Raw genomic sequence first — 25,936 nt, 5'->3', positions numbered from 1 at the left:
TTATTTACTGAGTGAGGTAGATGACATGAAACAATTTGATGTAGTTAGAATTACAAAGGACTCCTCTTCTAAAGGTATTACTAAGGGACAAATTGGAACGATATTAGAGGTTTGGGATGAACACCATTTTGAAGTGGAAATATCCGGCAGTAAGGGGATAACTATTTTCTCGGGTGCAATAAAATTGGTAATTAACTAACGAGAGCATTAGTTGAAGTTCATGAGCAGCCAAAGGCTGTTCTTTTTTTATTATAGTAAATTTAAACCCGAATATTCTATTTGAATTTATTAAGAGTGTGATTTGAACAATCTTGTTAAATCACACTCATTCTTTATTTGTGGAAACGAAACTAAATTTACATACGTACCGAAAATGATTTATGAAGATAAAAACAAAGACAGACTGATTCTATTAGCAATTTTACCAATATCAACTAATAAAAATTTTTTTTGGTCCGTATAGGTATACTATGTTGTTAAGTAAATGAAGATATTTTTGGATGATACAAATAAAAGGATGGAATTACAGAAGAATATTTTCTGCTTCCATTCCTTATTTTTTTGCCTTTATTAAGTGTTTTATTAATTAAAAACACTATACTTATCAATCCACTTACTGCCTCATCCTCTAATTGCATTAGACGAAATTGTTCTTGAAGGACATGTTTCATCTCCTCATAATCATAAAGCAATTCTTGAAACCGAGTATCTCGTAAAAATACAACCTAGCTTTATAGGAAGATATTTCAAAAAAATGTTTAATATCTTCAGGTGCGAAATATCTCTATGCTTTACGTAAGGTAACCCAACGCGCTTGTTAGGGCTTTCCCCAGTCCCCTTTTTCAACCTCATTTTGGACGGATAATTGTCAAATACAGGAATGAATTATGGAACTTCCAAGTTATATCAAGGTGTATTCTGGTACAGCCTCTATCCTTTCGGTTGTAGCCGAACCATCCGGAGGTTATTATAAAACTTATTCATGGGACTATACTAATCCCTTCACTGGGCTTAAAACTGGAACTTTTACTTCAACTTTACATTTTGACAGAAAATCATCTTCTGCCAATATTGACGGAGTGACAGGTTCTGTATGGGATATTAAAGCATTTAACCAATTCGAAGCAACATATTATAGAATAAATATCCAAAAGTCACGTATGGATGTAAATTATTCTTCTCAAAAAATCCTATCATATGGTCCATATGATGACGCAGGCTTTGATGTATCTGTAAATCTTTCAGGTATTACTACAGGTAATGCTTGGAGTTTTAATGTAGGTTCAGTATATACAGATAATGTATCATCGATTGCTGATAAATATGGAAGATGGATATGGACACATACATGGGATTATATGCAGGATCCATTTGTAACAAGGCCTGGACTGCGAGTAAGCAATACTTCTGGGAGTCTAGCTATAAAAACCAGCCATACCTTCCATACTTCATTTTCTTATGAACACCAAACTGGTGTTATTACAACGTATATTCCAGATAGATGATATTAGTTCCAAATTGGTAATATTACTCAGACTGTCGACAAGATTCGAAATTATTGAATTTACCGGCAGTCTTTTTATAATCAAGATAAAGAGAGCTGAAACAAAAGATTTTAAAACTAAAGAAATAAATACAGTCATTGGTAGATAAATTCACCCATTCATCCAACTTCCTTGTTGTGTACTTAGAACTAAATTAAAATGTTCTTTAAGATAATTTCTTGTCCTTCTGCAAAAAGACGATCCTTACCTTCAAATAGCATTCCTTTACAATAGGCTTATTTTGACAGCTTCCAATAAATCATTTGTTGGTAAAACAACTTTTCCATAAGTATTTTTCACCCAATACATTTATCCGCCAACTTTGTTTGCTCTAAATAAATTTTATTTATTAAGGGATGTTGAAACAACAATCTGTATTTTACAAAAAACCACAAAAAATTAAGAAAAAAATCGATTCAAGGTTCATTTAATATTTTTAAGTACCAAGATATAACTATACTATTTATTAATAATATAGTTTTCCTTATTCAACTAACGATTGCATTAGTTGAATATTAAGAGCAGCCATTGGCTGCTTTTTGTTTTAGTATTTGGCAGTTTAGTGAAATAAGGAGTGATATAATTGAAGTAAAATAATAGAGTAGAGGTATATTTTAATTGAAAAAGATAGCAAAATTCAAGATGAGCATAGTATTAATTGCATTATTACTTTTATCCTGTTTTATATTTGTCAACTGCAATAAACCGGATAAGGAAAGAGAGCAAATTTCAATTAAAAGATTGAATCTAAAGTATGTGAAAGAAAAAGATCCAGATTTTTTTATTGATTCTTTAAGTGTGAATATTAATGACGAAAATATTGGCCAGAAAGTAAATTTAAATAATACTGATTACCAGTGGGCACTAGATTTATTAATGGAAGGTGAAAACAATAAGGAAATATATGAAATAAAAAAACCAAATACGTTCAAAGTAAAATTAATCTTTGCTGAATATGGTTGGACATTTGAACATGATACAAGCAAGTATGACGGGAAACAGTCTACATTTTATATAAGTAAAAAATTGAGAAACCAATTTATAGAGCAGTACTTGTCATTTTATCCTATTAATATAGTATTAGAAAAGACAAAATATAACTGGGATGACGAAATATATGGATTTATATCTATAAGAGAGTATACTCCTGTCGACCAAGGGTTAATTCTATTAATAGAGGGCAATAATGAATATATTCCAATTAAAGTAATTGATTTAATTCCTAAAAACACTCCTACAATGGATGTGAAAAAATTTATTTCATTTACTTTTAGATTATCAGACTATCGTAAGGTATTAAAAAATAGTAGTAATGTTTATCTTGATATAAAAAGTAGTGATGGCACTCTTGATTATGAACAGTACGAACTACCATTAATGACAAATAGGTAGTAAACAGATTTTTTTGAAAAACACATACTTCAAGAAAAATGCCGCAAACTTTTCGAGGAATTTTTCTTTAAAGCATAAGAAGGATAGGAAAGCAGGAAACATTTTTCTGCAATTCCTATCCTTTATTGTACTATTAATATCTTCATTTACTTTATCGACATTGTTGAACTAATGAGTGCGTTAGTTCGATAACATAAAGACTGCTACGTGGTCTTTTTTATTTTTTAAACTGACAAATTAGTTTAATAAGGAATAATAAATAATTATAAAAAATCAACTCACTAATAATTCAAAAATGATAAAATCACATTAGAATATTTTAATCTGTGTGTTCTAATTCAATATTAATAGAGGTAGTATAGTGAAAAAGATTTTATTAGCCATTTTTGTTTCCATTTTATTGATATATGTAGTGCCATTTTATATGGGTCCAGAGAATTATAGTGAAGAAAATTTAGCATATGCACATGGGATGGGTGTCCTATTTGTATCATCTATAATGTTTCTAGTCTATGTTGTGATAGGTATTCCAGTTACATTAGTCATTGACTTAATTGAAAGGAAAATAAGTAGTCAGAGATTACTTTACACCTACTTAATTCAATTGTTTCTATACTCTATCGTACCTATTTGTATTGGAGTAGGTTTGTTTTTATTTGTTTATGTATATTTTCATTTGCTTTTTTTACTTAGATTACCAAGTGGAAAAGCTGACCTAACTATACTTGATATATTCAGTAAAAGGGGCAAAGTTAATTAGAAAAATAAAAATAGCTTATTGAACTAAAGAGAGCTTTAGTTGAACAACATGATCGGCGATATTGTCGGTCTTTTTTGTGCTATATGACTGAATCGTTGTAAGAAGAGTTTACTTTTTTAGAATGAAACAGGTAATTAATATCTATTTCTTATAGAGAAAATTTGTTATGATAAGAGTTGTTTATTTCTAATTTTCAGAAAAAGAGGTTGTATTTTATGATGAAACTTATTAAGCACTAGTATTATTACAAAAAACAAATTTGAGGAATTGTTGGGGTAATAGTATGAGTGAATATCAATTAATTAGCGACTATAAACATATAAACAAGTATAGAGAAAGTTTCAACAAACTAGCTAAACAAACATTCGGAATTGATTTTAGCCATTGGTATAACAATGGGTTTTGGACAAATAAATATATTTGTTATTCATATATTAAAGATGATTCAGTGATAGCAAATGCTTCGATTAACACGATGAAGGTTATTATTAATGATCAGGAATATAAAGCTATTCAAGTTGGCACTGTTATGACACATCCAGATTATCGTAATCAAGGATTATCAGCTAAATTGATGAACCATATAATCGAGAAATATGAATCAGAATATGATTTTTTATATTTATTCGCAAATAAAACTGTTATGGATTTTTATCCAAAATTTGGCTTTACCAAAGTGGAAGAAAGCAGTTATTATATGAACGTTTCTGATTTCAAAAACTCGTCTAGTTCATTATTTTCAATACGTTCATTAAATCCTACTAATAAGGATGATTTTACTATTTTGAAAAGATTAGCCACCGAAAGAAAATCAATATCATCAATATTAGGCGTAGTAGATTTTCAGCCATTAATGATGGTCTACATTATGTACTTATTTAATAATTCGATTTATTATATTGAAGAAAAAGATTCAATTTTAATTTATAAACACGAAGGAAAAGAACTACATTTATTTGATTTTTTAACTAAGGATGAAATTAATATAAATGAAATTCTATATCAGATAGTTAATAGTGATACAGAGTCTGTTCATTTTCATTTTACACCGGAGCATAATAATAGTATTAAAACAGAACTTATAAAACAAAGCGATGATACCTTATTTATTCGACCTTATTTAAAGGAATTGCCTAAACACTTTTACTTTCCAATTACATCTCATGCATAAATAAGTATTATTGTTAATCAACTAATGAGCGCTTTAGTTCATTAATTAATTGTAGTTAAAAATGATATTTAAGGAGAATTCCGATGGATTCACAGTTTGAAAAAGCACATCGATTTAGTAGTCATCATAGAAATGAATTAAAAAAAGACAACTTATGTGGTTGTTTTTACTGCATTAAAATATATAGTCCCTCAGAAATTACGGAATGGTGCGATAATGAAAAAACTGCAATATGTCCATATTGTGGAATAGATTCTGTTATTGGAGAAAGTTCTGGGTTCCCTATCACAGAACTGTTTCTAAAAGGAATGCATAAGGTTTGGTTTTAAAATTCTTGTTAAACTAACTGGCGCGATAGTTACTTAAGAAAATGAGCGAATATAAAAATTAGTTTTTAAGGTGGAAATAAACTTGAATGAAATAAGTAATCTATTACCAAGAGATAAATTTGATTTTGAAAGGGTAAATGAGCTAAAACAATTAAATAAATCTGATCTTATTCCTGTGTTGCCGAATCTTCTTGAATGGATACAGGATATGAATTGGCCAATTGCTAAGGAGACTGCTAAATTACTCTTAAATTTTCCAAGTGAAATTGTTCCTTATATAAAAATTGTGCTACAAAGTGATGATTATATTTGGAAATACTGGTGCTTATCTGAATTAGTTAAGAAATTGCCAATAGACTCAAAGATTTTATTTAAAGATGAATTAGAGAAATTAGCAAATTCACCAACACCAGATGAACAATTAGAAGAACTTGATGAAATAGCTCTAGAAATATTAGGTACATTATAAAGAAATATGTAATTTCCCTTATTAAACTAACTGGCGCATGAGTTGAATACCAGCTGCCAATTCAGGTGGCTTTTTCTTTTTCAACATAATGGCAGAATTGTTTAAGTGGATAATTTCACAAGAGGAAGATATATAAATAAAAAGGCAACTGCCCACAATCAGCTACCTTTTTATTAAGAAGAGGTGTATCTATATATCGTATGTTATTAAGAAAAATTTGCTGGTACAAGCCCCTAATTTTTTCAAAAAAAATTATAAATAACTAAGATAGAAATTTATTGTTAAATTTTATAAGTAATCAAATATGGTTTTATACTTATGTAAAAGATTAAAGTACTTTAAAAATATAAAAAGAGAGGTGTTCTCTGAATAGGCACACATCTCTCGTAAATGAACAGGTTTTTTATTTAGTTTTTTCCTCTATTATTTTAAATAAATTATCAATTCTATTAGAAAATGTATTTTTTCCTTTAATCTTAGGGTGTAATACATTAATTATGTTTTGCCTATATGAAGGGGTGTTAAGATACTTTTTAATCAAATTGATGCAACTATTCTCATCCGAATAACGGATCAATTTTTCAATTTTTTCATCAATAAAAATATCTATTTCATTATTAATTAATTGGAAGCCTCCACTTAATGCAATATCAAAAAAACGATTATTTACACTACGATTTAACACATTATCACTATTTTTATTCCAATGAAAAGTAGATTCTCTATGAGGATTTAAGATGATTTTTGCTTTATTGTACCAAATGTTTACTTCGTTAGGAGGAATCCAGTAATTAATAAACTGGATTTTTCTTTTTTTATGGTTGGGAATACGTAGATGCTTTTCCCAATTTTTTCCTATTAATACAATTGAAAAATTTGTGGAATTTATTATTGATTGTATTAATTTGATTCGGTTTGGATATGGATAACCTACTAGCAATAAATCTATATCTTTTTCAATATTGATAGGTTTGAATACATTTTCATTTGTTGCTAAAGGAAAGTAATGAATATTTTTATATCCAAGTTTGCTATAGAAGTCACACGATGACTTATCTATTGAAAGAATATAATCTGAATATGGTAGCACTTCCAAACTAACATCATTATAAAAAGGATCTTCTGTAAACCACGTAATAATTTGTACATTAGTCTCTTTAATAATTTTTAAAAGTTGTTTCGGATTTTTATTTCCAATCATGATTAGTACAAATGAAGGTTCAATGGTTAGCAGGATATTTTTTAATATATTTAAATTTATATTAACTGGAATATCTATAATATTTATTTGTTCTGAGGTTAATTCTTTAATCCACAGGTCAAAATATGAATAGATTCCCTTGTAACCGGAATTAATGTACAAAACATTCATTCTCTATTGAAATCTAATTGATTCAATTTTAGATGCTATTAAAAATACAACCACTTCATCACTAGGAGATAGTGAACTAAATTCTTTCAATACAACTATTCCTGTCTCTTCATTAAATACAACAAACTGTGCTGGTCCAATAGTATCACCTGAATCCGTTGTAATGATGATAACTTGTCCAGGAATTAGATTCTCTAATAAATGTTCGTAACTTTTCATTTTATTATTCACCCTTTTTTAAATTTTCAATTCAACATTACTATATGAGAAAAATTTAAAAAGTTTCTGTGCATTTGTTATAGTTGAATATAAATTGATGAATTTAACTAGTAAAGTTTTAATATATGAGGATTGCATATATTGTCTTGGTAATATAACGACACAATATATTTTAAAAAAGAGTGATTCTATTTGCACAATGTGCAAATAGAATCACTCTTTTTTCGTCTAATTTTTATTAAACACTTTTAAAATAGATTTCTTTCCTATTACAAATAAAGTAAATAAACATACAATATTAAGAATATCTCGAAAAAGGTGTGAAAAATTTGACAAAGGTTTCAATAATTATGACTAGTTATAATAAGCCAGATTATATTACAAAATCTATTCAATCAATTTTAAATCAAACGTATTCTGATTTTGAATTAATTTTAATGGATGATAATTCAAATGAAGAAACTCTATTAAAAATAAAACCATTTCTGAGCGATCAACGAATACGTTTTTATCAAAGTGATGTGAAATCTATAGAAGAAAGAGTTGAGAAAATTAGATACGCTGAATTAATAAATCAAGCACTAAATATAGCTCAAGGTGAATATATATCCTACGCGACTGATGATAATTGTTATAGAAAAGATCGTATAGCAAAAATGGTTCATTTTTTAGATGAAAATCCAAATGTAATGGTTACTTATTCTGCTTCATTAGTAAATTTTTTAAATGAAAATAAAGAGGTAGTTAAAACAAAATTAAGAGCAACTCAAGGGATTGTTTCAATAGCGCCGTGTCAGATCGATCATTGTTCTATAATGCATAGGAGGTCTATATTACCAGTAATAAAAGAAAAGTTCGGTTCTTACTGGGATATCGATCCGGCGTTTTATAGAATTGGTGATGCTCGATTTTTTTGGAGAATAAATCATTTTTGGGACTTTTACCCAATTAGAGAAATATTAGATGATAATTTTATTACTGAAAAATCCATCCACTTTCAGTTGGCACAAAAAGAAAAGAGCGAGTTTATCCAATTGTTACCACCACAAAGAACATGTAAAGAGTTAAGAGAGGACTTAAGATTGAAGAAAAAAACTCAAAAGAAAATGGGGGGATAATATGAGTGTTTATCTCTCGAACTACTGGTTACTTTATAGTGAGTTTTTAAATATTTTTAAAGAACTAAAATATAGAGATATACCTATAGCAATCATGACAAATTTTTATCAACAAATCGATGAGGATCTTAAAAAGCTTATGGTGAAAAATGATTTTCATCTTCAATTAAAACATGCAAATCTTACTACATCTAGTGATATACAATCTTTTTTTGAAGATTTGCTAAAACCATTAAATAATCCTATTAAAAATCTAGAAAAGGGCAAAACACTTATTAATCTAGATTATATTAGAATATCTGGAAGAAAAATGAATGAAATCTTTAATAAAGAAAAGACAGTCATTTTATCTCGTTCAAAAAATGAAACTTACTTAGAAATTCCTAATCTATTTATTGGAAAGTTTAAAGTTGATACGACTAAATATTCAAGTAAGTTAATTGAAAGTGCAAACGAAATATTAAATAATTATCAAGATCATCCTGCACTCGGAAATTCATATTTTAAAAATACTTTCATTCAAAGGATTCCTTTAATTGTAGATACAATAGAAACAGTTTTTAATTTATATGAGCAAATAGTCATTGCTACAGTTTTAGTTGGTACTTCAGAGGATATGGTCAGTCGAGCTCTTGGTATAGTCGGATTGATGAAAGGCATTCCAAGTATATGCCTACAACATGGAATACTTATGGGAGAAGAGGCTTTCATGCCAGTATTTACCAGTCATATAGCTGTTTACGGTGAATATGAAAAAAGATGGTATATGCATCGTGGTGTACAAGCTGAAAGGATTGCAACGATTGGTCACCCTCGTTATGATGATATTTTTAATTATCCTAAATCCAGTAAAAATGAATTTTTAAAAAAATACAAACTTGAAGAAAACAAAATTACTATTTTAATTGCAACAGGTCCAAATACTGATTCAAATAAGTTTAAAAAAATGGTTAGTTTATTAGTTAGAAATAAAATATTCCAAATTTTAATTAAACCACATCCATGGGAATTAGCGAAGAACCAAGTTAAGTTATATATGGATTTAAAGCGACAATATAAATCAGTCCATGTAGTAACAGATCGTAGTGTACTAACACATGAATTAATATCACATTCTGACTTAGTAGTAGCATCGTTGTCTACTGTAGCACTAGAAAGTTGCTTATTTAATAAACCAACCTTTGTATATTATTTTGTACAGAGTAATCGCCATTATGATTACTTTGATCGATTAGGAAAATACATTCAAAGCGATCCGACTGAAATAGTAAACATTATGTCCTATTACTTTTATAGCACAGATGAAAAACTTAAATATGAAGAAGTTAAAACCAATTTTTTAATTGATTCCTATAATGTTAAGAATTCAGGAAAAGAGCTTTCTAATTTAGTTAATGAATTAGCAAGAGGTGAAAAACTTTGTTTTTTAAAAATAAAAAAATTTTGGTTATAGGTGGTACAGGCACTATCGGAAGCAATATCGTAAAACATCTATTAAAAGAAGAACCGGAAGTAATAAGAATATTTAGTAGAGATGAATATAAACAATTTAAATTAAAAAATGAACTTAGTAATGATAAAAGACTAAGATTTTTAATTGGCGATATTCGAAATTATGAACGAGTATTAAGTGCAATGGAGGATATTGATTATGTATTTCATACTGCTGCTATGAAACACGTTGAGTTTTGTGAGTATAATCCATTTGAAGCTGTCCTTACTAACGTAATTGGCACATATAATGTAATTTCTGCGGCGAAAAATCAGCATGTAAAAAAGGTGGTTTTTACAAGTACAGATAAAGCTATTTCACCTACAAATAATTATGGAGCGACTAAATTAACCGCAGAGAAACTTATCTCATCAGCGGAATACTCTAAGGGATCTAAAAATACTATTTTTTCAAGTGTTCGATTTGGAAATGTAATAGGGTCGAGAGGTTCAGTAATTCCTTTATTTGTTAATCAAATAAAGGAGAAAAACTTTGTTACTGTAACTGATTTATCAATGACTAGATTCATGATGACATTAGAACAAGCTACGAAACTAACAATTGAATCACTTAAAATAGCTCAAGGTGGGGAAACTTTTATTTTAAAAATGCCGGTCATTAACTTAAAAGATCTTGCTGAAACTGTAATTGAAGAAACTTCAATAAAATATGGAATTGAACCAACTAATATAAAAATTACCGAAATCGGATTAAAGCCTGGAGAAAAAAAATATGAGGAACTAATGACATATGAGGAATCGCTAATCTCATTTGAATTGCCTGATTTATATATTATACCTTCGTTTTTTTCACCGAAAAGATCTTATGATGGAGCAAACAAGACAAAGCCTGGAACTTATAGCTCGGATGGTGAGATTCCTTTAACTAAAGATCAAGTAAGAAAAATAATTTTACAAGAAAAACTTATCTAAGGAGGAATAATATGAATGTTTTAGTTACCGGTGGTACCGGTTTTATTGGTAGATGGGTAGTTGGACGGTTATTGAGAGATGGGCAAAATGTATGGATTGTCGATAATCTATCCAATTCAAACATAGAAAATATAATGGAATTTATTGCTCATGAAAACCTTAAAGGTTTAAGGATTATGGACCTAAAAGATAGAGAGTCAATACAAGAACTTTTTAGTAATATAAAATTTGATATTTGTTACCATTTAGGAGCAAGTATAAATGTACAGGACAGTATTGATGATCCAGAAACAACTTTTCAGAATGATACGATTGCTACCTTTTTTTTACTAGAGGAATGTAAAAAATATCGAGTGAAAATTGTTTTTATGAGTACATGTATGGTTTACGATAAAGCGAACAATGATGAAGGTATAAATGAGAGTTCGGCAACTAAGCCTGCTTCACCTTATGCAGGTTCAAAATTAGCTGCAGAAAATATGGTGCTGTCTTACTTTTTTTCATATGGATTACCAGCTGTAGTGTTAAGACCTTTTAATACCTATGGACCATTTCAGAAAACCGGTGGAGAAGGAGGCGTAGTTTCTATTTTTATTCACAATAAATTAAATGGAAAACCTATTAATATTTATGGTGATGGGACTCAAACTAGAGACTTACTATATGTTGAAGATTGCGCAGATTTTGTAGTAGAAGCTGGATATAATGATCTCTTAAATGGGGAGATCATTAACGCAGGTAACGGAAAAGATATATCAATTAATGAATTAGCAAATAAAATATCTCAAAAACAAGTGCCTATTTATCATATTCCTCATATTCATCCTCAAAGTGAAATCCCAAAATTATTATGTAATTTTAAAAAAGCAGAAAATGTTATGCGATGGTCACCTAAAGTGTCTATTGAAGAAGGAATATTGCGAACTGAATATTGGATAAAAAGAAAGCTATCACAAGAGAGCGATTCTACAAATGAATAAAGAGAAATTAGCCATTCACGGTGGACAACCGGTACGAGGAAATATCTTACCTTATGGAAAACAAGTTATAAATGAAGAGGATATTTGTTCAGTAATCGAAATATTACGTAGTGATTTTATTACAACTGGTCCGACAATTGAACAGTTCGAAAGAAATATAGCTGAATATACAGAAGCTAAATATGCGGTGGCCTTTTCAAGCGGAACTGCCGCTTTACATGCAGCCTGTTTCGCAGCTGGAATAGGTGAGGGAGATGAAGTTATTACTTCTCCAATGACATTCGTAGCATCTTCTAACTGTGTATTATATCAAGGAGGCATTCCGATATTTGTTGATATTGATCCGAATACGTATAATATTAACCCGGCTCTAATAAAGGAAAAGATAACTAAAAATACAAAAGCTATTATCCCTGTACATTTCACAGGTCAGCCAGTTGATCTTGACAGTATTATGAAAATAGCAAAGGAAAATAACCTGATTATTATTGAAGATGCAGCACATGCCCTAGGAGCTAAATATAAGAATAAAAAAATTGGCTCAATTGGTGATATGACTATGTTTAGTTTTCATCCTGTCAAGCATATTACAACTGGAGAAGGCGGGATCATTACAACTAATAATAAAGACTATTATCAGAAATTATTACAATTTAGAACACACGGTATTAGTAGATCTAAAGATTTTTTTAATCATGGTCCTTGGTACTATGAAATGCATTCACTTGGCTATAATTATAGGCTAACAGATATCCAAGCAGCTCTTGGAATTTCACAATTAAAAAAAATAGATTCGTTTATTGAAAGACGCAAACAAATTGCTAATTTTTATACAAAAGAACTAAAAGAATTAGATGAAATTAAACTACCTTTTCAAGATGTCAATGGAGATTCAAGTTGGCATTTATATATAGTAAAACTTCAACTCTCTAAATTAACGGCTAATCGAAAAGAAATTTTTGAAGCAATACAAAAAGAAAATATAGGTGTAAATGTACACTATATTCCAGTATACTATCATCCTTATTATCAGAGTTTAGGCTATATGAATGGTCTTTGCACGATTGCAGAAAAATGTTATGAAGAATTTATTACTCTCCCATTACACGTTGGAATGAGTGATCAAGATTCTGAGGATGTTGTGAAAGCAATTAAAAAAGTATTAAGTTTTTATTCAAAAACTAATCGTTAATGATGCAAATCATTGATAACTCTATTTATAAGGGAGTGAAGAAATGAAAGTTGTAGCAATTATACAAGCTCGAATGGAATCCACGAGATTACCTGGAAAGGTACTTCGAAAAGTATTAAATAAGACTTTATTAGAGTATCAGATAGAGCGTGTAAAACGGGCAAAATGTATTAACGAAATTATTATTGCGACCACTACAAAAGAAAAAGATCAAAAAATAGTGGATCTTTGTGAATTATTGTCGCTGTCTTACTATAGAGGTTCTGAAGAGGATGTATTATCTAGGTATTATGAGGCAGCTTCTATTTACCAAGCAGATATTGTCGTACGTATCACTGCTGATTGTCCCTTAATTGACCCCGATATTATTGATCTTATAATCGAAGATTTTATTAAAAATCAGAGTCGAGCTGACTATGTTTCAAATACTGTTCAGAGGAGCTTTCCTATTGGAATGGACGTAGAGGTGATGTCATTTGCTTTAATTGGTTCTATTAATCGATTAGATCTTCCTCAATCTTATAGAGAACATGTTACGCCATATATTTATAAATCAGGTAATTATAGAATTAGACAAGTACTTCAAGAAACGAATAAAAGTCATATACGGCTTACGGTTGATACTCCCCAGGATTTAAATTTAATTAGTAGGATAATAGAAGAAATTTATCCGAATAACCCCTTTTTTTCTCTGCAAGATATTTACAAATTATTGGATAGAAACCCTACATTATTATTGATGAATAATCATATTAAACAAAAAAAGATAGAGGATATAAATGATAAATAGACATATTTTTTTTCGAGTAGATGCTTCATATGAAATTGGGACTGGTCATGTAATGCGTTGCTTAACTTTAGCCAAACTTTTCACTAATTTTGATATAAGTATTAGCTTTATTTGTCGAGATTTACCTGGGAATTTAATTAAATTAATAATGGACTTAGGGTATGAAGTACACATATTACCTAGTTCATCTAAAGTTAGCGAGACCAAAATTGTCAAAAACCCTTATGGTGGTTGGTTGAATGTAGATTGGAAGACAGATGTAATTCAAACAGTAGGTATTATAAGTAAGGTAACAACGAACTATTGCTTACTAATTGACCATTATGCGATTGATTCTAACTGGGAAAAACTATTTTATAGTTATACCGGTAAACAAATAATCGTTATTGACGATTTAGCAAATCGTAGTCATTTTTGTAATATCCTTCTCGATCAAAATATTACTAATAATAAAGAAAGATATGATGACCTTGTGCCAATAAATTGTGTTAAGTTTATTGGCATTGAATATGTAATACTACGCACTGAATTTTATGTAGAAAAACAGAAGGTAAAGGAAAGAGACGGTAAAATACGAAGAATCCTTGTTTTTTTTGGAGGAAGCGATCCTACTAATGAAACACTTAAAACAATTCAAATTTTAAAAAAACCAGCGTACTCGGACATACACATTGATATCGTTGTCGGAAATACGAATTTAAATAAAGAATTAATTAAATCATTATGTGACAATGTACCAAATTTTTATTTTCATTGTCAAATTAGCTATATAGCTAAATTAATGAGGCTTGCTGACATTTCAATTGGTGCTGCTGGAACGACTACATGGGAACGGTGTTACTTAGGTTTACCAACTTTAACAATAGAAACGGCTGAAAATCAAAACGATATTACAAATATAGCAAATGATATCGGAGTAATATGTAATTTAGGTAAAAGCTCTTTAGTTACAAAAGAAAGAATTGAACAAGAATTGAATTTTTTGATGCAAAATCCTATGAAGGTAATAAAAATGTCTCAAAAAGCTTTAGGACTTATGGGTGGAAATAAGCTAAATAATTTTATAGAGAGGGTAGTTGAATGTTTAATTGAGCAGGATTGAAGACTTTGAACTTAAAGATATTGAATTGAAAGATTTAGATATATTGTTATCTTGGAGAAATACTGAGCGTATAAGATCAGTTATGATTAACGATGAAATTATCACTTCTAGTCAACATGCTCAATGGTTTAAATCATTAAAGGATGATCCTACGAAAATAGCAAAATTATTTCTTTATAAAAATGCCCCAGTTGGTTTTATACAATTCACGAATATAAATAAACTAAACAGAACATGTGAATGGGGTTTTTATATAGGGGAAAATCCAACTCAACGTGGTTTAGGGACAATAATGGGTATTTTAGCCTTGGATTATCTTTTTAAAGAACTAAAAATGAGAAAGTTAAATGCCTTTATACTTGATTTTAATATTATTAGTATAAATTACCACAAGAAGTTAGGCTTTATAGAAGAAGGAAGATTATTAAAACATTATATAAAAAACAAAAGTTTTATAGATTTAGTTTTAATGGGTCTGTTTAAAGAAACTTGGTATAAACAAAGTGAACAATTAAAGAAGGAGGTTTTTAGAGATAGTGAAAGAGATAATAATAGGGAATAAAAAAATTGGAGAAAATAATCCACCTTTTATTATTGCTGAAATGTCAGGAAATCATAATAAATCACTTGAACGAGCATTAAAAATTGTAGAAGCTGCTGCAAAAGCAGGTGCACACGCGTTTAAAATTCAAACTTATATGCCTGATACTATGACACTAAACATTCGTAGCAATGAATTTATGGTAAATCGAGGTAATGATCTATGGAAGGGTAAGTCCTTATACGAATTATATGAAGAAGCTTTTACACCTTGGGAATGGCATGAGCCAATTTTTAAAAGATGTAAAGAATTAGGTATGGTGCCTTTTAGTACACCATTTGATGAAAAATCACTAGAATTTTTGGAAAAGCTCGATGTACCTTGTTATAAAATTGCGTCATTTGAAAATAATGATATTCCACTTTTAAAAAAAGTTGCCTCCAAAGGTAAGCCTATGATTATATCTACTGGAATGGCTACATTAGCAGAGATTAGTGAAGTTGTAAAAACAATAAGTGAGGCAGGGTGTAAAGACTTTATTTTATTAAAATGTACTAGTAGCTACCCTGCCACTCCGGATAATTCAAACATTCGAACAATCCCATATTTAAAAGACTTATTTCACTGTCAGGTAGGGTTATCTGATCATACATTAGGCTGTGGAGTTGCTATAGCTAGTATTGCACTTGGTTGTACAGTAATTGAAAAACATTTCACATTAGATCGCTTAGAGGGTGGGGTAGATGCTGCTTTCTCGATGGAACCAGATGAATTTAAAAATCTTGTAACAGAAACTGAATCAGCATGGAGAAGCTTAGGATCCATATTATTCGGACCCACAGAGGAAGAGATAAAATCATTACAGTTTAGGAGATCCATTTATATTTCAGAGGATATTAAAGCTGGTCAAGCATTAACTAAAGATAATATCAAAATTGTTCGTCCAGGTTACGGGCTTGCACCAAAATATTATGAATTAATCTTAGGAAAAATAGTTAATAGAGATATAGTCAAAGGAACTGCACTTAGTTGGGATGTTCTATTGAAAGCAATGCATGAGTAAAGTAGTCACTATTAATCATTACAAATATTTATAATTATAGAGATAGTAATCTAATCATAAACTTATTATTTTAATATAATATATTGAAGTGAAATTAAAAGGAGATGATTTTAAATGAGTTCAAAAAATGAGCATCATAGAAGTATCTGCGAGTTGTTAGCAAGCTTACCCCCTAAGTATCCAGTTAGTGATTTTGTTGCAGACGGAGTAACTGAAAATGTTGAATTTTTTATTACATTAGATTCTAGAACTAGATTAGCTTATTTCTCTGGAGTAGGTGGAAGTTTGGTAATAGTAGAGTGCAGAAAAATTTCATCTATTGAGTTTCCAGGAGCATAGAAGAAATTTTAAAATATCCCTTGCTAAAAGCAAGGGTTTTTTTTGAGAAAATATTAGCCATGGATTAGCCAGTACTTTACATATAGAGATTTACGTAAATAAAAAAATAAAATAAACAAACTTTCGTTTTGAAAAGGCGAATGGTTTAAACAAATAATTATAAATTTAAATATTATATAGTACACATTTCTTTTTCCAATATCACTTTTTTTAAGGAAAACTCATTATTTTGAGTATCTTTTTTTTATTCTTGAATAACTGCTCATTTGCTAGTTCATTGTATAAGATCATGAGTCAAAAAAGTACATTAAATTTATCGAAATTTCTTAATTTTTATTATTTTCAATGTTAAGAATTAATTATGTTACTATCAAATTGGTAACTAATTGGAAAAATGTTTTTTTAATAGAAAGGATGAATATAGTGAATAAAAATATTAACGTCTCTTTCTTTAATACCCGAAAAAACCCCTTAGTCATAAGTCTAAGTTTAATTTTAATCCCTATAGGAGTACTATTAGATTTTTATATATTTAGAGATAGAACTTTAATTTTAACCTATATTCCGATGATGATTGCGGTTGGTTTGTTTTTCCAATCAACTCTTTCAATTATACTTTTCTCTTTCGTATCCACTATTTTATTATTTATAAATTCTCCTGAAGAATGGACAATAGAAGTTTCGTTAGCTAGGTGGTTATTTTATTTTCTTATTGCATTTGTAATAAAAATTCTAATCGACAATTTGAGAAAAGAAAAAGAAACATTAATTAATTTGACTTCTACTTTAGCAGTTTCTTTAGATGCAAGAGATCAATACACTGCCTTCCATTCTCGTAATGTAGCGTATTACTCACGTGAAATAGCGAGAGCTATGAATAAAACCACTAAAATCTGTGATGATATTTATATTGGTGGTCTTTTACATGATATAGGGAAAATAGGTGTACCTGAATCAATTTTGAACAAACCTTCCCGATTAACCGAAAGAGAGTTTAACCAAATAAAGCAGCATCCTCAGATTGGATACGATATACTACAATACATTTCATATTTTAAGAAAAATGGCATATTGGATATAGTCTTATACCATCATGAAAAATATGACGGAACAGGATATCCTTATGGATTAAAGGGGGAAAATATTCCTTTGGTAGCAAGAATTATATCAGTTTCAGATGCTTTTGATGCTATGACTTCACAAAGGACATATCGAGAGAGAAATACCATAGAGCATGCTTTACAGGAAATAAGAAATGGAAGAGGGAAACAATTTGATCCTTATATTGCAAATGTTTTCCTGAACCTGATAGAGAGAGGGCAAATTGATGTATGTGCTACAAATAATGAACCTATGAAGCAAGAGTCTTAGTTTTTTTTTTACGTGAAATATGTTTCTACTGTTTTTTCACTTGAATCATCGAAATGCGGTTTTTAACTTATTTGGAAAGTTTGAATAAATGTACAATTATAAGAATCCAAAGCACTATAAAGGAGTTTTTTATTAATCATTAGCAAGATGGAAATATAGAGCGACGGCTATAAAAAGTAAGTATTAGGTATTACTAAACTTAAATTTAAAATGTTTAAATAATTTTTATTAGAGAATGTACAATATTACAACATGTGTTTTCACATAAGGAGAAAGTTTATGAAAAAGTATGTAGATATACAATACGTTATAGACGCTTTTAATAAGGTTGAATTTGTAGAGGTTAAAAAATATAAGATTGAAGGAGATACCCACTCTATAAGTGAAAGTATATGTTTGAAAGAACAAGGTGTGTATACTCTAAAAAATAAAAATGAAAAAGAAAAAAGACTAAGAGAACGTAGTGTAGTTCTTCAATCATTTATTTTAGATGATTTAGGTAACCCTTCTGAAGCAATGGTATTTTTTAGAGATGATAATTCGTTTGGAAAAGTAAACGTTTTTGAACTTTCATTAGCATTTAAACAACAAACTTGATAAAGAACATGTTTATTCTTATAGAACAAATTCACTGCGTTTGTTGAACAAAAAAACTACATCTAAATTGATCGCATCAAAGGAGGATTTCATTCATGAGATCCCTCTTTCTTTTTGTTGAGATTAAACGATTATTTATGTAGTATTTTATACAAAAAAAGCGAATTGATTAGAATGGATAGTACTCAAAAAACTTGTTGGATCAACTTAGAGTTAATTGTAGATATTGAAGTTGGTCAAATCTTTTCAATCATTTTTCGACTCGATAAAAAGATAAGTTTATGAGTTCCTTATTCAACTGCTATCAACGAAAACTAATAAAAAGCAGGCGATGACCGCTATAAACCGTCAACTAAAGAGCGCTTTAGTTGTGTAAGATTGTGCAGAGAATCTTGTTAATTAGGAGGATTTAATGAAAAAATTACAACCTCTTCGGATTCAATCTGGGTGGAAGGTTACCTTTAACTCTTTCGTGGAATTGGATCCACAAGAATTAATTGATGACGATGATGAAAAATGGTGGGAATTTAATGAGGATTTATTGCAACTTGAAAACATTGATAAGAATCTAATTTTAGATTTAGGTTGGTATGGGGAGCGCAATTTGAATTCTGGATTTTTTAAAATAAACCTAATAAAGAATCTTAACTGGGAAAAGCCTTTAGTAGAATTTATCTCAAAGGAAAAAAATGAAATTATAGATAAAATTGAAGAGTGTATGAATTCTTATTGAACTAACTGGCGCTTTAGTTGAACAACATGATCGACGATTTGTCGGGTTTTTTTATTGAGCAAACTGACATTGCATAAGGTTTAAAGGAATATCTAAATTGGAGACGAATAAAATATTAGGATTGGAATTATATTCTTGAATGACTATTTATTAAGAGAGGAGTATTCTAATGAGAATTAGGAACACTTTAACCCGAATAGGAAAAATGCTATTAATATGTATTATCTGTTTTAGTTTATTTGGTTGTAATAAAACGATAAAGAGCATTAAAGTCTCTAATAACCAAGAATTCAAAGTTTATAAGATTTCAAATAAAAATGAGCTATCAAATTTTCTAAAAGAATTATCATGGAAAACAGATAAAAAACCTAATATTACTGGATTACCGAATATAACATTGAATGTTAAATATAAGAATCAAGATAAAACTGTAAAATACTCTGTTTATATTAAATCAGTTGGTACTGCTACTATTTTTAGCAGTGATTCAAAAGAAGGCTATGCTAACTTAAATAATACTCAAACAAAAAAATTAAAAGAAATTGTTAAACAAAATAAGTAAATATATAGGATTTTTCATTTGAGAATTTATAATAGAATTTGAAACTTTTGCAACTAACGAGCGCGTTAGTTGAATAAGATCTCGAATCGCAGCTGCGGCTTTTTTTATAGGACAAATTTGCGGTTTAGATGAATAAAACAAGGATAAAATATAACAATTAAAATATATTTAACGGTGGGATCATGTGCTTATATACATTTTTAGTGGGTTAATTTTACCTTGGCTTGTTGGATTTATTTTACTAAAAAAGGTACCAAAAATAATGGTTGTCTTTATACCTATTTGTGTAGCAATTGCTTTCATCATAAATACATGGGGATTTAATTATTATTGGAGTTTAAAGGTTAAATTTAATGAGTTGGCCTTGTCAGCATTTCCATTCAATCTTGGACTTTATCCAATATTAGGCTGTATATATATATGTACTATTTATTTTAAGAAGTTAAATATTTTTATTGCCATTATTCTGTTCACAGTAACTACTACATTAATTGAGTTTTGGGCTTTAAGTGAAGGACATGTAATTTATCGAAATGGATGGACGATATATTTGACAGCCTTAAGTTATTTAATTGCTTATGTAGTGGTCTTAGGATATTACAAATTAGTACTTTATTATGGAATATTAAATGAAGATGAATAAAATTCTACTTCAACTAACGCATGCTTTAGTTGAATAACACGATCGGCAATATTTTCGGTCTTTTTTTGTACTAACTGGCAGAATAGTTAAATAAGGTAAGGGGTATTATGGATGTTTATCAAACTGAAAGTACATACTAATTTTAGTATTAAATATTAATAAAATTAGGGGATACTTATTCATGCACAATGAAGAGTCTTTTTTTTCAAAGAATATACATAAAAATATTAATATGATTAAAGAACATTTATATAATTCTCCAGAATTATCTATACGATATATCCAATTTGATACTAATCGAAAACATTCTGGTGCACTTTTATATATTAATGGAATTGTGAATACAGAATTAATACGAGAAAGTATTATTGAACCATTACTTAATATTAGAAAAATAGATGAAGATACATTTATGAGCACTTTAGCTTTACATCATATTCGTTCTGAGTCAGTTGAGGAAGTTACATCTATTTCTTCTACAATTGATGAAATCGTTAGAGGAAAAACGTTAGTAATCATCGATGGGTTCGAATGTGGAATAATTGTTGATACAGCCGAATGGCAACAACGATCAATCGAGCAAAGTTCGAGACAACGTAATATTCTTGGTCCGATGATTGCTTTTACAGAACAATTAAAAAGTAACTTAAATTTACTACATAATATGATTTTATCACCTACTTTAATGATTGAGAAAAAACAAATCGGAAGAATAAAAAAAACAGATGTAGCGATTGTATATCTAAATAATAGAGTTGATCAAAGTGCTTTAAAGGAAGTTCGACTTAGAATTGATACATTGCAAGTTGATTACGTGCTTGAGTCAAGAGTGATTGAAGAAGCGATTGAAGGGAAACAAAAAACCATTTTTCCATTGGCTTTTCAAACTGAATTACCTGATGCTGTCACTTCTGCGTTATATGAAGGAAGAATTGCAGTTTTCGTGAATGGGACGCCATCTGCAACCATCATTCCGAATTTGTTTGTTCAATACATGCAACATCCAAGCGATTATTACACGAGACTTAGAAGTATGTCCCGTTTGCTCACGTTTTTTTGTTTTTTTGTAGCATTTTTGTTACCTGGATTATATGTGTCAATCACCAACTTTCATGAAAATTGGTTTTCGAAAAAAGTAATCAAGCACTTCTTTACCCATTCAGATACGTTTCTACCTTTTTGGCTTGAAATATACGTACTACTTTTATTATTACAAATAATAAGTATGAGTTCCTATAGAATGTCAAAAGAGATGTTAATTCTTGTTTCATTAATATCAACAATTACAATTGGGACGACGGCGGTTGAAGCAAAACTAATACATCCATTAAGTCTAATAATAATTGGAATAGCATATCTTTCAAATACAATGATTTCCAACATTGCTATGTCCTTTACAATTAATAGTTTACGTTACATATTTTTATTTTTAGGGGGGGTATTTGGTATTGTTGGAATAGGTATCGGATTGTTTATTCTAATAATCCATATGGTTCGTTTACGTTCAGTAGGTGTACCATATTTAGCTCCGATTATTCCTTTTCATTTCAAAGAATTCAAAGATGTGTTTTTTAGAGGTGATTTACGAAAATTAATCAATAGTCCAAATACATATCCTCATGATGAAAAAGATAAATCATCACAATAAGACATAGTTAATATTCAAATAAGACATAGTTAATATTCAAATAAGACAAACAACCATATTCGGAGAAATAATAATAGTGCAGTCTATTGAAATTTTATATAAGAAAAATGGTATAACTTCTGTAAGGATGTAGCTATTTTTGATAAAATCTTAAAAAATGTGTTCAACTAACATGCGTTAATTTAATAAGATAGATAGCCTGTATTAATGATTACTTCGGAATCTATGATACATGCTATTTATATCAGGAATTAATTGTACAAATATGTCTTTAAGATTAACCTGTGATTTTAAGTGTTTACACTCAGATTTTTGACCTAAATGATATAAAACCTTGGTCCTCAATTTTTAGTCCTAATACATGCCATTAAACAAACTACTCAATTCGTTTCAATTCTTTCCCATCGTGCTTACCTAAGTTTTAGGCTCTCGATTTCTTATTCTTGTCCTTTGATTAGTAGGTTTCGTTCCTTGTCTAGTTTGCGATATGACCAATCGGAGCCGAGTAAATCTTCTTCTGATGCAATTGCTTATTTAAATAAAATCCATTTCATTGTATCTTCCACCTTTAAAAATGATTAGTTATATTAATTGTTTTCTGAGAACTATGTCCGTTGGGGTTATAGTATATTTAGCCAATAGTGTGGTTCAAATAAAGTTGGAATCATATTTAGAAAAATCGCAATCTCACTATGAAAAGAGTTTGCGGTTTTTTTGTGCATTTTTATTAGAGTTTTGAAAAAATAATATTTATTCCAATACAGCATAGCTAATAAATCAATATTGATTTCCTTTTACAAATTTACTGGAAAATCCCACCTAATGTTTAATTGAACCCAAGCCCCTCAGTCCGGAGCAATGAATTGATTATTAAGAGTTGATTTAATGAATGGAAATCCCAAACATTTTAACTTTTCTTTACTTTAATTAGAACTAGAATTTAACTTTTAATTTTAAAATGTATTTAATAAGGATCATTTTAATAATAGGGATTGGATAAGCTATATTTTCTTTTTATTATCATTTTATTTTCATGAATTTATTGAATCCAATTAGATACAAACTTTTGTTCTAATTAATTTTGTTTCAAGTAGGAATGGAGGAATTAGTGTGAAGGAAATAGAAGTTGATGTGGTTATAGTTGGAGCAGGATTAGCTCCTGGTGTTTGGTCTAAAGATGTGAATAAAGCTCTTCAAATTTTTAATCAATTAAAAGCTGGCACAGTATGGATCAATGACTGGCATATGCTAAGAAGTGATGTGCCATTTGGTGGCTATAAATATAGCGGGTTTGGCCGCCTATTTTAATGTGAATGTTCATAATATGGCTTACATTATTGCATTAGTACACAGTGATCCGAGTGGACTACCTGATTTAAATGCAGGGTACTTCTATGCACGTTTCTTTTTTACATAAATCGGTATCGGTATCTACGACTATATGATTTCGACTTGAGCACTTAAAGACGAAACATTCATATCCGTGGAAATGATGAATTAATGATAGTTCCACACCTTATCCGACTCTATCGTCGTCGTAAAGATGAAAGATCAACATTAAAAAGTTGATCTTTTTTTCGTTATAGGGTAATTAACATTTTTACTTTAATTATTTTGTTTAGAAATAGTAGCGGAGGAATTTTTGAAATTTTAACTTTATTTTACCTTAATTGGAATTGAAGTTTACCTTAATTGGAATTGGATTTTACCAAACAATTCTAAAATTAATTTATGAAAGCACTTTCATTATTCTCGAAAACTAAACTAATAGATTAGAATGGAGGAATTAGTATGAAGGAATTAGAAGTTGATGTCGTAATAGTTGGCGCTGGTCTAGCAGGTCTAACAGCGGCAAGAAAACTTGTAGCTCAAGGTGTTGATGTAGTAGTACTTGAAGCAAGAGATCGCGTGGGGGGCCGTACATCTACAAAACAAACTTCGGACGGTACGTACGTGGATCTTGGCGGTCAATGGGTTGGACCAACTCAGGATCGAATAATGGCACTAGCTGATGAAGTTGGCGTTAAAACATTTAAAACTTACAACGAGGGAAATCATCTTGAATATCGTTCTGGAAAGATTACGCTATATTCGGGTGCATTTCTAACTGCTGATAAAGAGATTGCAATGGATATAACCGAAATACTTTTAAAACTAAGTATTATGTCAGAGGAAGTTCCATTAGATTCTCCTTGGAAGGCACCACTTGCGGAGATTTGGGATTCTATGACAGCGGCTACTTGGATAGAACAAAACGTTCCAGCAGGACCGGTTCGAAATTGGATGACACTTATGGTTCGCGGTATTGTATGTTGTGAACCTAAAGAAATTTCATTGTTACATTTTTTATTTTACATTCATTCGGGTGGGAATTTAGATAAGATAATCAGTGTTGCAAAAGGTGCTCAAGAAAGTCGGTTAGTAGGTGGAGCTCAAGTAGTTTCAAATCGAGTTGCAGCTGAACTAGGTGAAAGAGTAATTCTTAATTCACCAGTTCAACAAGTGATTCAAAGTGATGAAGATATTGTAGTTAAAAGTGAGCATTTGTGTGTGAAAGCAAAAACTGCGATTATTGCAATTCCACCTACACTTGCAAATCGAATTCAGTATTCACCAAAATTACCTGCCAAAAGAGATCAACTTATGAGTCGGATGCCAATGGGGTCAGTCATAAAAGTACAGCTAACATTCTCAAAACCGTTTTGGAGAGAGAATGGATTGTCGGGTCAAGTACTTAGTGACAAAGGGCCAATTCAAATTACATTTGATAATTCTCCTGTAGACGGAGACACTGGCGTATTAATAGGTTTTATTGAAGGTGAAGACGCTAGAACTTGGTGGGAAAAATCACTTGAAGAACGCCAAAAAGGTGTTTTAGATTGTTTAAGTGTTTATTTTGGAAATGAAGTACTCACACCAAACGACTATATTGAACAATACTGGGCTGATGAGGAATTTTCTCGAGGATGTTATGCAGCATTTATGCCTCCAGGAGTTTGGACATCTGTTGGCGATGTGATTCGTCAACCTGTTGGGCGTATTCATTGGGCAGGAACTGAAACTGCAACGAAATGGTATGGTTACATGGATGGTGCCGTTGAATCCGGAGAACGCGCTGCTAGTGAAGTACTTGAAGTGATTAGTGTATTTGAAAGTCAAAAGTAATTAATTATTAAAAACTTTTTAAACGTTAAGGAGATATTTTATATGGCTACTCAAATGGAATTATTCGAGGCACTTGAGGATTATACTGAGCGTTCTAGGTCGAGTGAAAGAGTAAAACGAACTCTTGCAAATTGGAATTGTGTTCTCCATATTCAAGCTAACGATATAACTGCAGATTTTACTTGTATCATAAAAAATGGTGAATTCATTTCAGTTGAAATTGGCCTACATGAAATACCTGACTTAATCGTTAAAGGGGACAGTGAAGATTTAGCTAATATTTTCTGGGGAGATGAAAACCCTGTATCAAATTATATGCAGGGTGCAATTCAAACACGTGGCTCACAGGAAGATGTTCTTCGACTTGATGCGATGGCGTTGTTTATTTATTTAGAACTCGGAGGAGCTTGAT

The 25,936-nt window shown here is 30.0% G+C and carries 27 protein-coding genes and 1 pseudogene; 26 read left to right on the top strand and 2 right to left on the bottom strand.

The genetic code is table 11. The features are described 5' to 3' along the window. Positions 1–25 precede the first annotated feature (25 nt). The 7 genes from B7R67_RS15825 (at position 26) to B7R67_RS15795 (ending at position 5,665) form a co-directional block, all read left to right on the top strand. On the top strand, positions 26–199 hold the full coding sequence (locus B7R67_RS15825) for a DUF4926 domain-containing protein (protein ID WP_088071956.1): 174 nt from the start codon (positions 26–28) through the stop codon (positions 197–199). Positions 200–887: 688 nt separating this feature from the next. Next, on the top strand, positions 888–1,505 hold the full coding sequence (locus tag B7R67_RS15820; protein WP_088071955.1) for a hypothetical protein: 618 nt from the start codon (positions 888–890) through the stop codon (positions 1,503–1,505). A 657-nt stretch (positions 1,506–2,162) separates the two neighbouring features. After that, complete coding sequence (locus B7R67_RS15815; protein ID WP_088071954.1) at positions 2,163–2,936, top strand: hypothetical protein; 774 nt, start codon at positions 2,163–2,165, stop codon at positions 2,934–2,936. 361 nt (positions 2,937–3,297) lie between these two features. After that, complete coding sequence (locus tag B7R67_RS15810; protein WP_088071953.1) at positions 3,298–3,696, top strand: hypothetical protein; 399 nt, start codon at positions 3,298–3,300, stop codon at positions 3,694–3,696. A 283-nt stretch (positions 3,697–3,979) separates the two neighbouring features. Then, positions 3,980–4,867, top strand: coding sequence for a GNAT family N-acetyltransferase (locus tag B7R67_RS15805; RefSeq protein ID WP_088071952.1), 888 nt, complete (start codon positions 3,980–3,982; stop codon positions 4,865–4,867). A gap of 83 nt (positions 4,868–4,950) precedes the next feature. Further along, entirely contained in the window at positions 4,951–5,196 is a 246-nt protein-coding gene (locus B7R67_RS15800; RefSeq protein WP_088071951.1) for a cytoplasmic protein, read from the top strand. 82 nt (positions 5,197–5,278) lie between these two features. After that, positions 5,279–5,665, top strand: coding sequence for a DUF5071 domain-containing protein (locus B7R67_RS15795; RefSeq protein WP_088071950.1), 387 nt, complete (start codon positions 5,279–5,281; stop codon positions 5,663–5,665). A gap of 403 nt (positions 5,666–6,068) precedes the next feature. Here B7R67_RS15795 and B7R67_RS15790 read toward each other — a convergent pair whose 3' ends face one another. Continuing rightward, a complete protein-coding gene (locus B7R67_RS15790; RefSeq protein WP_158095131.1) occupies positions 6,069–7,028 on the bottom strand; it encodes a CgeB family protein in 960 nt (319 codons plus the stop codon). A gap of 12 nt (positions 7,029–7,040) precedes the next feature. Continuing rightward, complete coding sequence (locus B7R67_RS15785) at positions 7,041–7,256, bottom strand: hypothetical protein (protein ID WP_088071948.1); 216 nt, start codon at positions 7,254–7,256, stop codon at positions 7,041–7,043. A gap of 329 nt (positions 7,257–7,585) precedes the next feature. Here B7R67_RS15785 and B7R67_RS15780 point away from each other — a divergent pair, with 329 nt between their 5' ends. The 19 genes and pseudogenes from B7R67_RS15780 to B7R67_RS15690 all read left to right on the top strand — a co-directional run bounded on the left by B7R67_RS15780 (position 7,586) and on the right by B7R67_RS15690 (position 25,935). Beyond that, positions 7,586–8,374: a glycosyltransferase family 2 protein gene (locus B7R67_RS15780; protein WP_088071947.1), complete on the top strand. Its 789-nt coding sequence runs from the start codon at positions 7,586–7,588 to the stop codon at positions 8,372–8,374. A gap of 1 nt (position 8,375) precedes the next feature. After that, positions 8,376–9,827 carry a CDP-glycerol glycerophosphotransferase family protein gene (locus B7R67_RS15775; RefSeq protein WP_088071946.1) on the top strand — a complete coding sequence of 484 codons (1,452 nt, stop codon included), beginning with the start codon at positions 8,376–8,378 and terminating at the stop codon, positions 9,825–9,827. Beyond that, positions 9,794–10,798, top strand: coding sequence for an SDR family NAD(P)-dependent oxidoreductase (locus tag B7R67_RS15770; protein WP_088071945.1), 1,005 nt, complete (start codon positions 9,794–9,796; stop codon positions 10,796–10,798). The genes B7R67_RS15775 and B7R67_RS15770 overlap by 34 nt, the downstream gene beginning before the upstream one ends. An 11-nt stretch (positions 10,799–10,809) precedes the next feature. Further along, positions 10,810–11,778 carry an NAD-dependent epimerase/dehydratase family protein gene (locus B7R67_RS15765; RefSeq protein ID WP_088071944.1) on the top strand — a complete coding sequence of 323 codons (969 nt, stop codon included), beginning with the start codon at positions 10,810–10,812 and terminating at the stop codon, positions 11,776–11,778. Beyond that, positions 11,771–12,970, top strand: a complete 1,200-nt coding sequence (pseC, locus tag B7R67_RS15760) for a UDP-4-amino-4,6-dideoxy-N-acetyl-beta-L-altrosamine transaminase (RefSeq protein ID WP_088071943.1) — start codon at positions 11,771–11,773, stop codon at positions 12,968–12,970. Before B7R67_RS15765 ends, pseC begins: the two co-directional genes overlap by 8 nt. Before the next feature lie 43 nt (positions 12,971–13,013). After that, positions 13,014–13,760: a cytidylyltransferase domain-containing protein gene (locus B7R67_RS15755; protein ID WP_088071942.1), complete on the top strand. Its 747-nt coding sequence runs from the start codon at positions 13,014–13,016 to the stop codon at positions 13,758–13,760. Then, the gene (gene pseG / locus B7R67_RS15750) at positions 13,750–14,862 is read left to right on the top strand and encodes a UDP-2,4-diacetamido-2,4,6-trideoxy-beta-L-altropyranose hydrolase (RefSeq protein WP_088071941.1); all 1,113 of its coding nucleotides are present in this window, start codon (positions 13,750–13,752) and stop codon (positions 14,860–14,862) included. The genes B7R67_RS15755 and pseG overlap by 11 nt, the downstream gene beginning before the upstream one ends. Beyond that, entirely contained in the window at positions 14,849–15,424 is a 576-nt protein-coding gene (pseH, locus tag B7R67_RS15745; protein ID WP_088071940.1) for a UDP-4-amino-4,6-dideoxy-N-acetyl-beta-L-altrosamine N-acetyltransferase, read from the top strand. The genes pseG and pseH overlap by 14 nt, the downstream gene beginning before the upstream one ends. After that, the gene (pseI, locus tag B7R67_RS15740; protein ID WP_088071939.1) at positions 15,399–16,466 is read left to right on the top strand and encodes a pseudaminic acid synthase; all 1,068 of its coding nucleotides are present in this window, start codon (positions 15,399–15,401) and stop codon (positions 16,464–16,466) included. Before pseH ends, pseI begins: the two co-directional genes overlap by 26 nt. 114 nt (positions 16,467–16,580) lie before the next feature. Beyond that, positions 16,581–16,805: a hypothetical protein gene (locus B7R67_RS15735; protein WP_088071938.1), complete on the top strand. Its 225-nt coding sequence runs from the start codon at positions 16,581–16,583 to the stop codon at positions 16,803–16,805. A 423-nt stretch (positions 16,806–17,228) separates the two neighbouring features. After that, a complete protein-coding gene (locus tag B7R67_RS15730) occupies positions 17,229–18,176 on the top strand; it encodes an HD-GYP domain-containing protein (RefSeq protein ID WP_158095130.1) in 948 nt (315 codons plus the stop codon). Positions 18,177–18,455: 279 nt separating this feature from the next. Further along, a complete protein-coding gene (locus B7R67_RS15725; protein ID WP_088071936.1) occupies positions 18,456–18,773 on the top strand; it encodes a hypothetical protein in 318 nt (105 codons plus the stop codon). Between the two features lie 412 nt (positions 18,774–19,185). Then, positions 19,186–19,506 carry a hypothetical protein gene (locus tag B7R67_RS15720; RefSeq protein ID WP_088071935.1) on the top strand — a complete coding sequence of 107 codons (321 nt, stop codon included), beginning with the start codon at positions 19,186–19,188 and terminating at the stop codon, positions 19,504–19,506. A gap of 169 nt (positions 19,507–19,675) precedes the next feature. Then, entirely contained in the window at positions 19,676–20,068 is a 393-nt protein-coding gene (locus B7R67_RS15715) for a hypothetical protein (protein ID WP_088071934.1), read from the top strand. 184 nt (positions 20,069–20,252) lie between these two features. Continuing rightward, positions 20,253–20,711, top strand: a complete 459-nt coding sequence (locus tag B7R67_RS15710; protein ID WP_088071933.1) for a hypothetical protein — start codon at positions 20,253–20,255, stop codon at positions 20,709–20,711. 181 nt (positions 20,712–20,892) lie between these two features. Further along, the gene (locus B7R67_RS15705) at positions 20,893–22,359 is read left to right on the top strand and encodes a spore germination protein (RefSeq protein WP_088071932.1); all 1,467 of its coding nucleotides are present in this window, start codon (positions 20,893–20,895) and stop codon (positions 22,357–22,359) included. A 1,149-nt stretch (positions 22,360–23,508) separates the two neighbouring features. Beyond that, positions 23,509–23,658: pseudogene (locus B7R67_RS22525) on the top strand (aldehyde dehydrogenase family protein); the annotation flags it as partial. A gap of 492 nt (positions 23,659–24,150) precedes the next feature. Continuing rightward, on the top strand, positions 24,151–25,524 hold the full coding sequence (locus tag B7R67_RS15695; RefSeq protein WP_088071930.1) for a flavin monoamine oxidase family protein: 1,374 nt from the start codon (positions 24,151–24,153) through the stop codon (positions 25,522–25,524). Positions 25,525–25,566: 42 nt separating this feature from the next. After that, complete coding sequence (locus B7R67_RS15690) at positions 25,567–25,935, top strand: SCP2 sterol-binding domain-containing protein (RefSeq protein ID WP_088071929.1); 369 nt, start codon at positions 25,567–25,569, stop codon at positions 25,933–25,935. Position 25,936: the final 1 nt, after the last annotated feature.

Origin of the sequence: Gottfriedia luciferensis, assembly GCF_002156865.1 — a bacterium.
Taxonomy (GTDB): domain Bacteria; phylum Bacillota; class Bacilli; order Bacillales; family Bacillaceae_G; genus Gottfriedia; species Gottfriedia luciferensis.
This window is presented reverse-complemented; position numbering and strand designations above follow the sequence as displayed.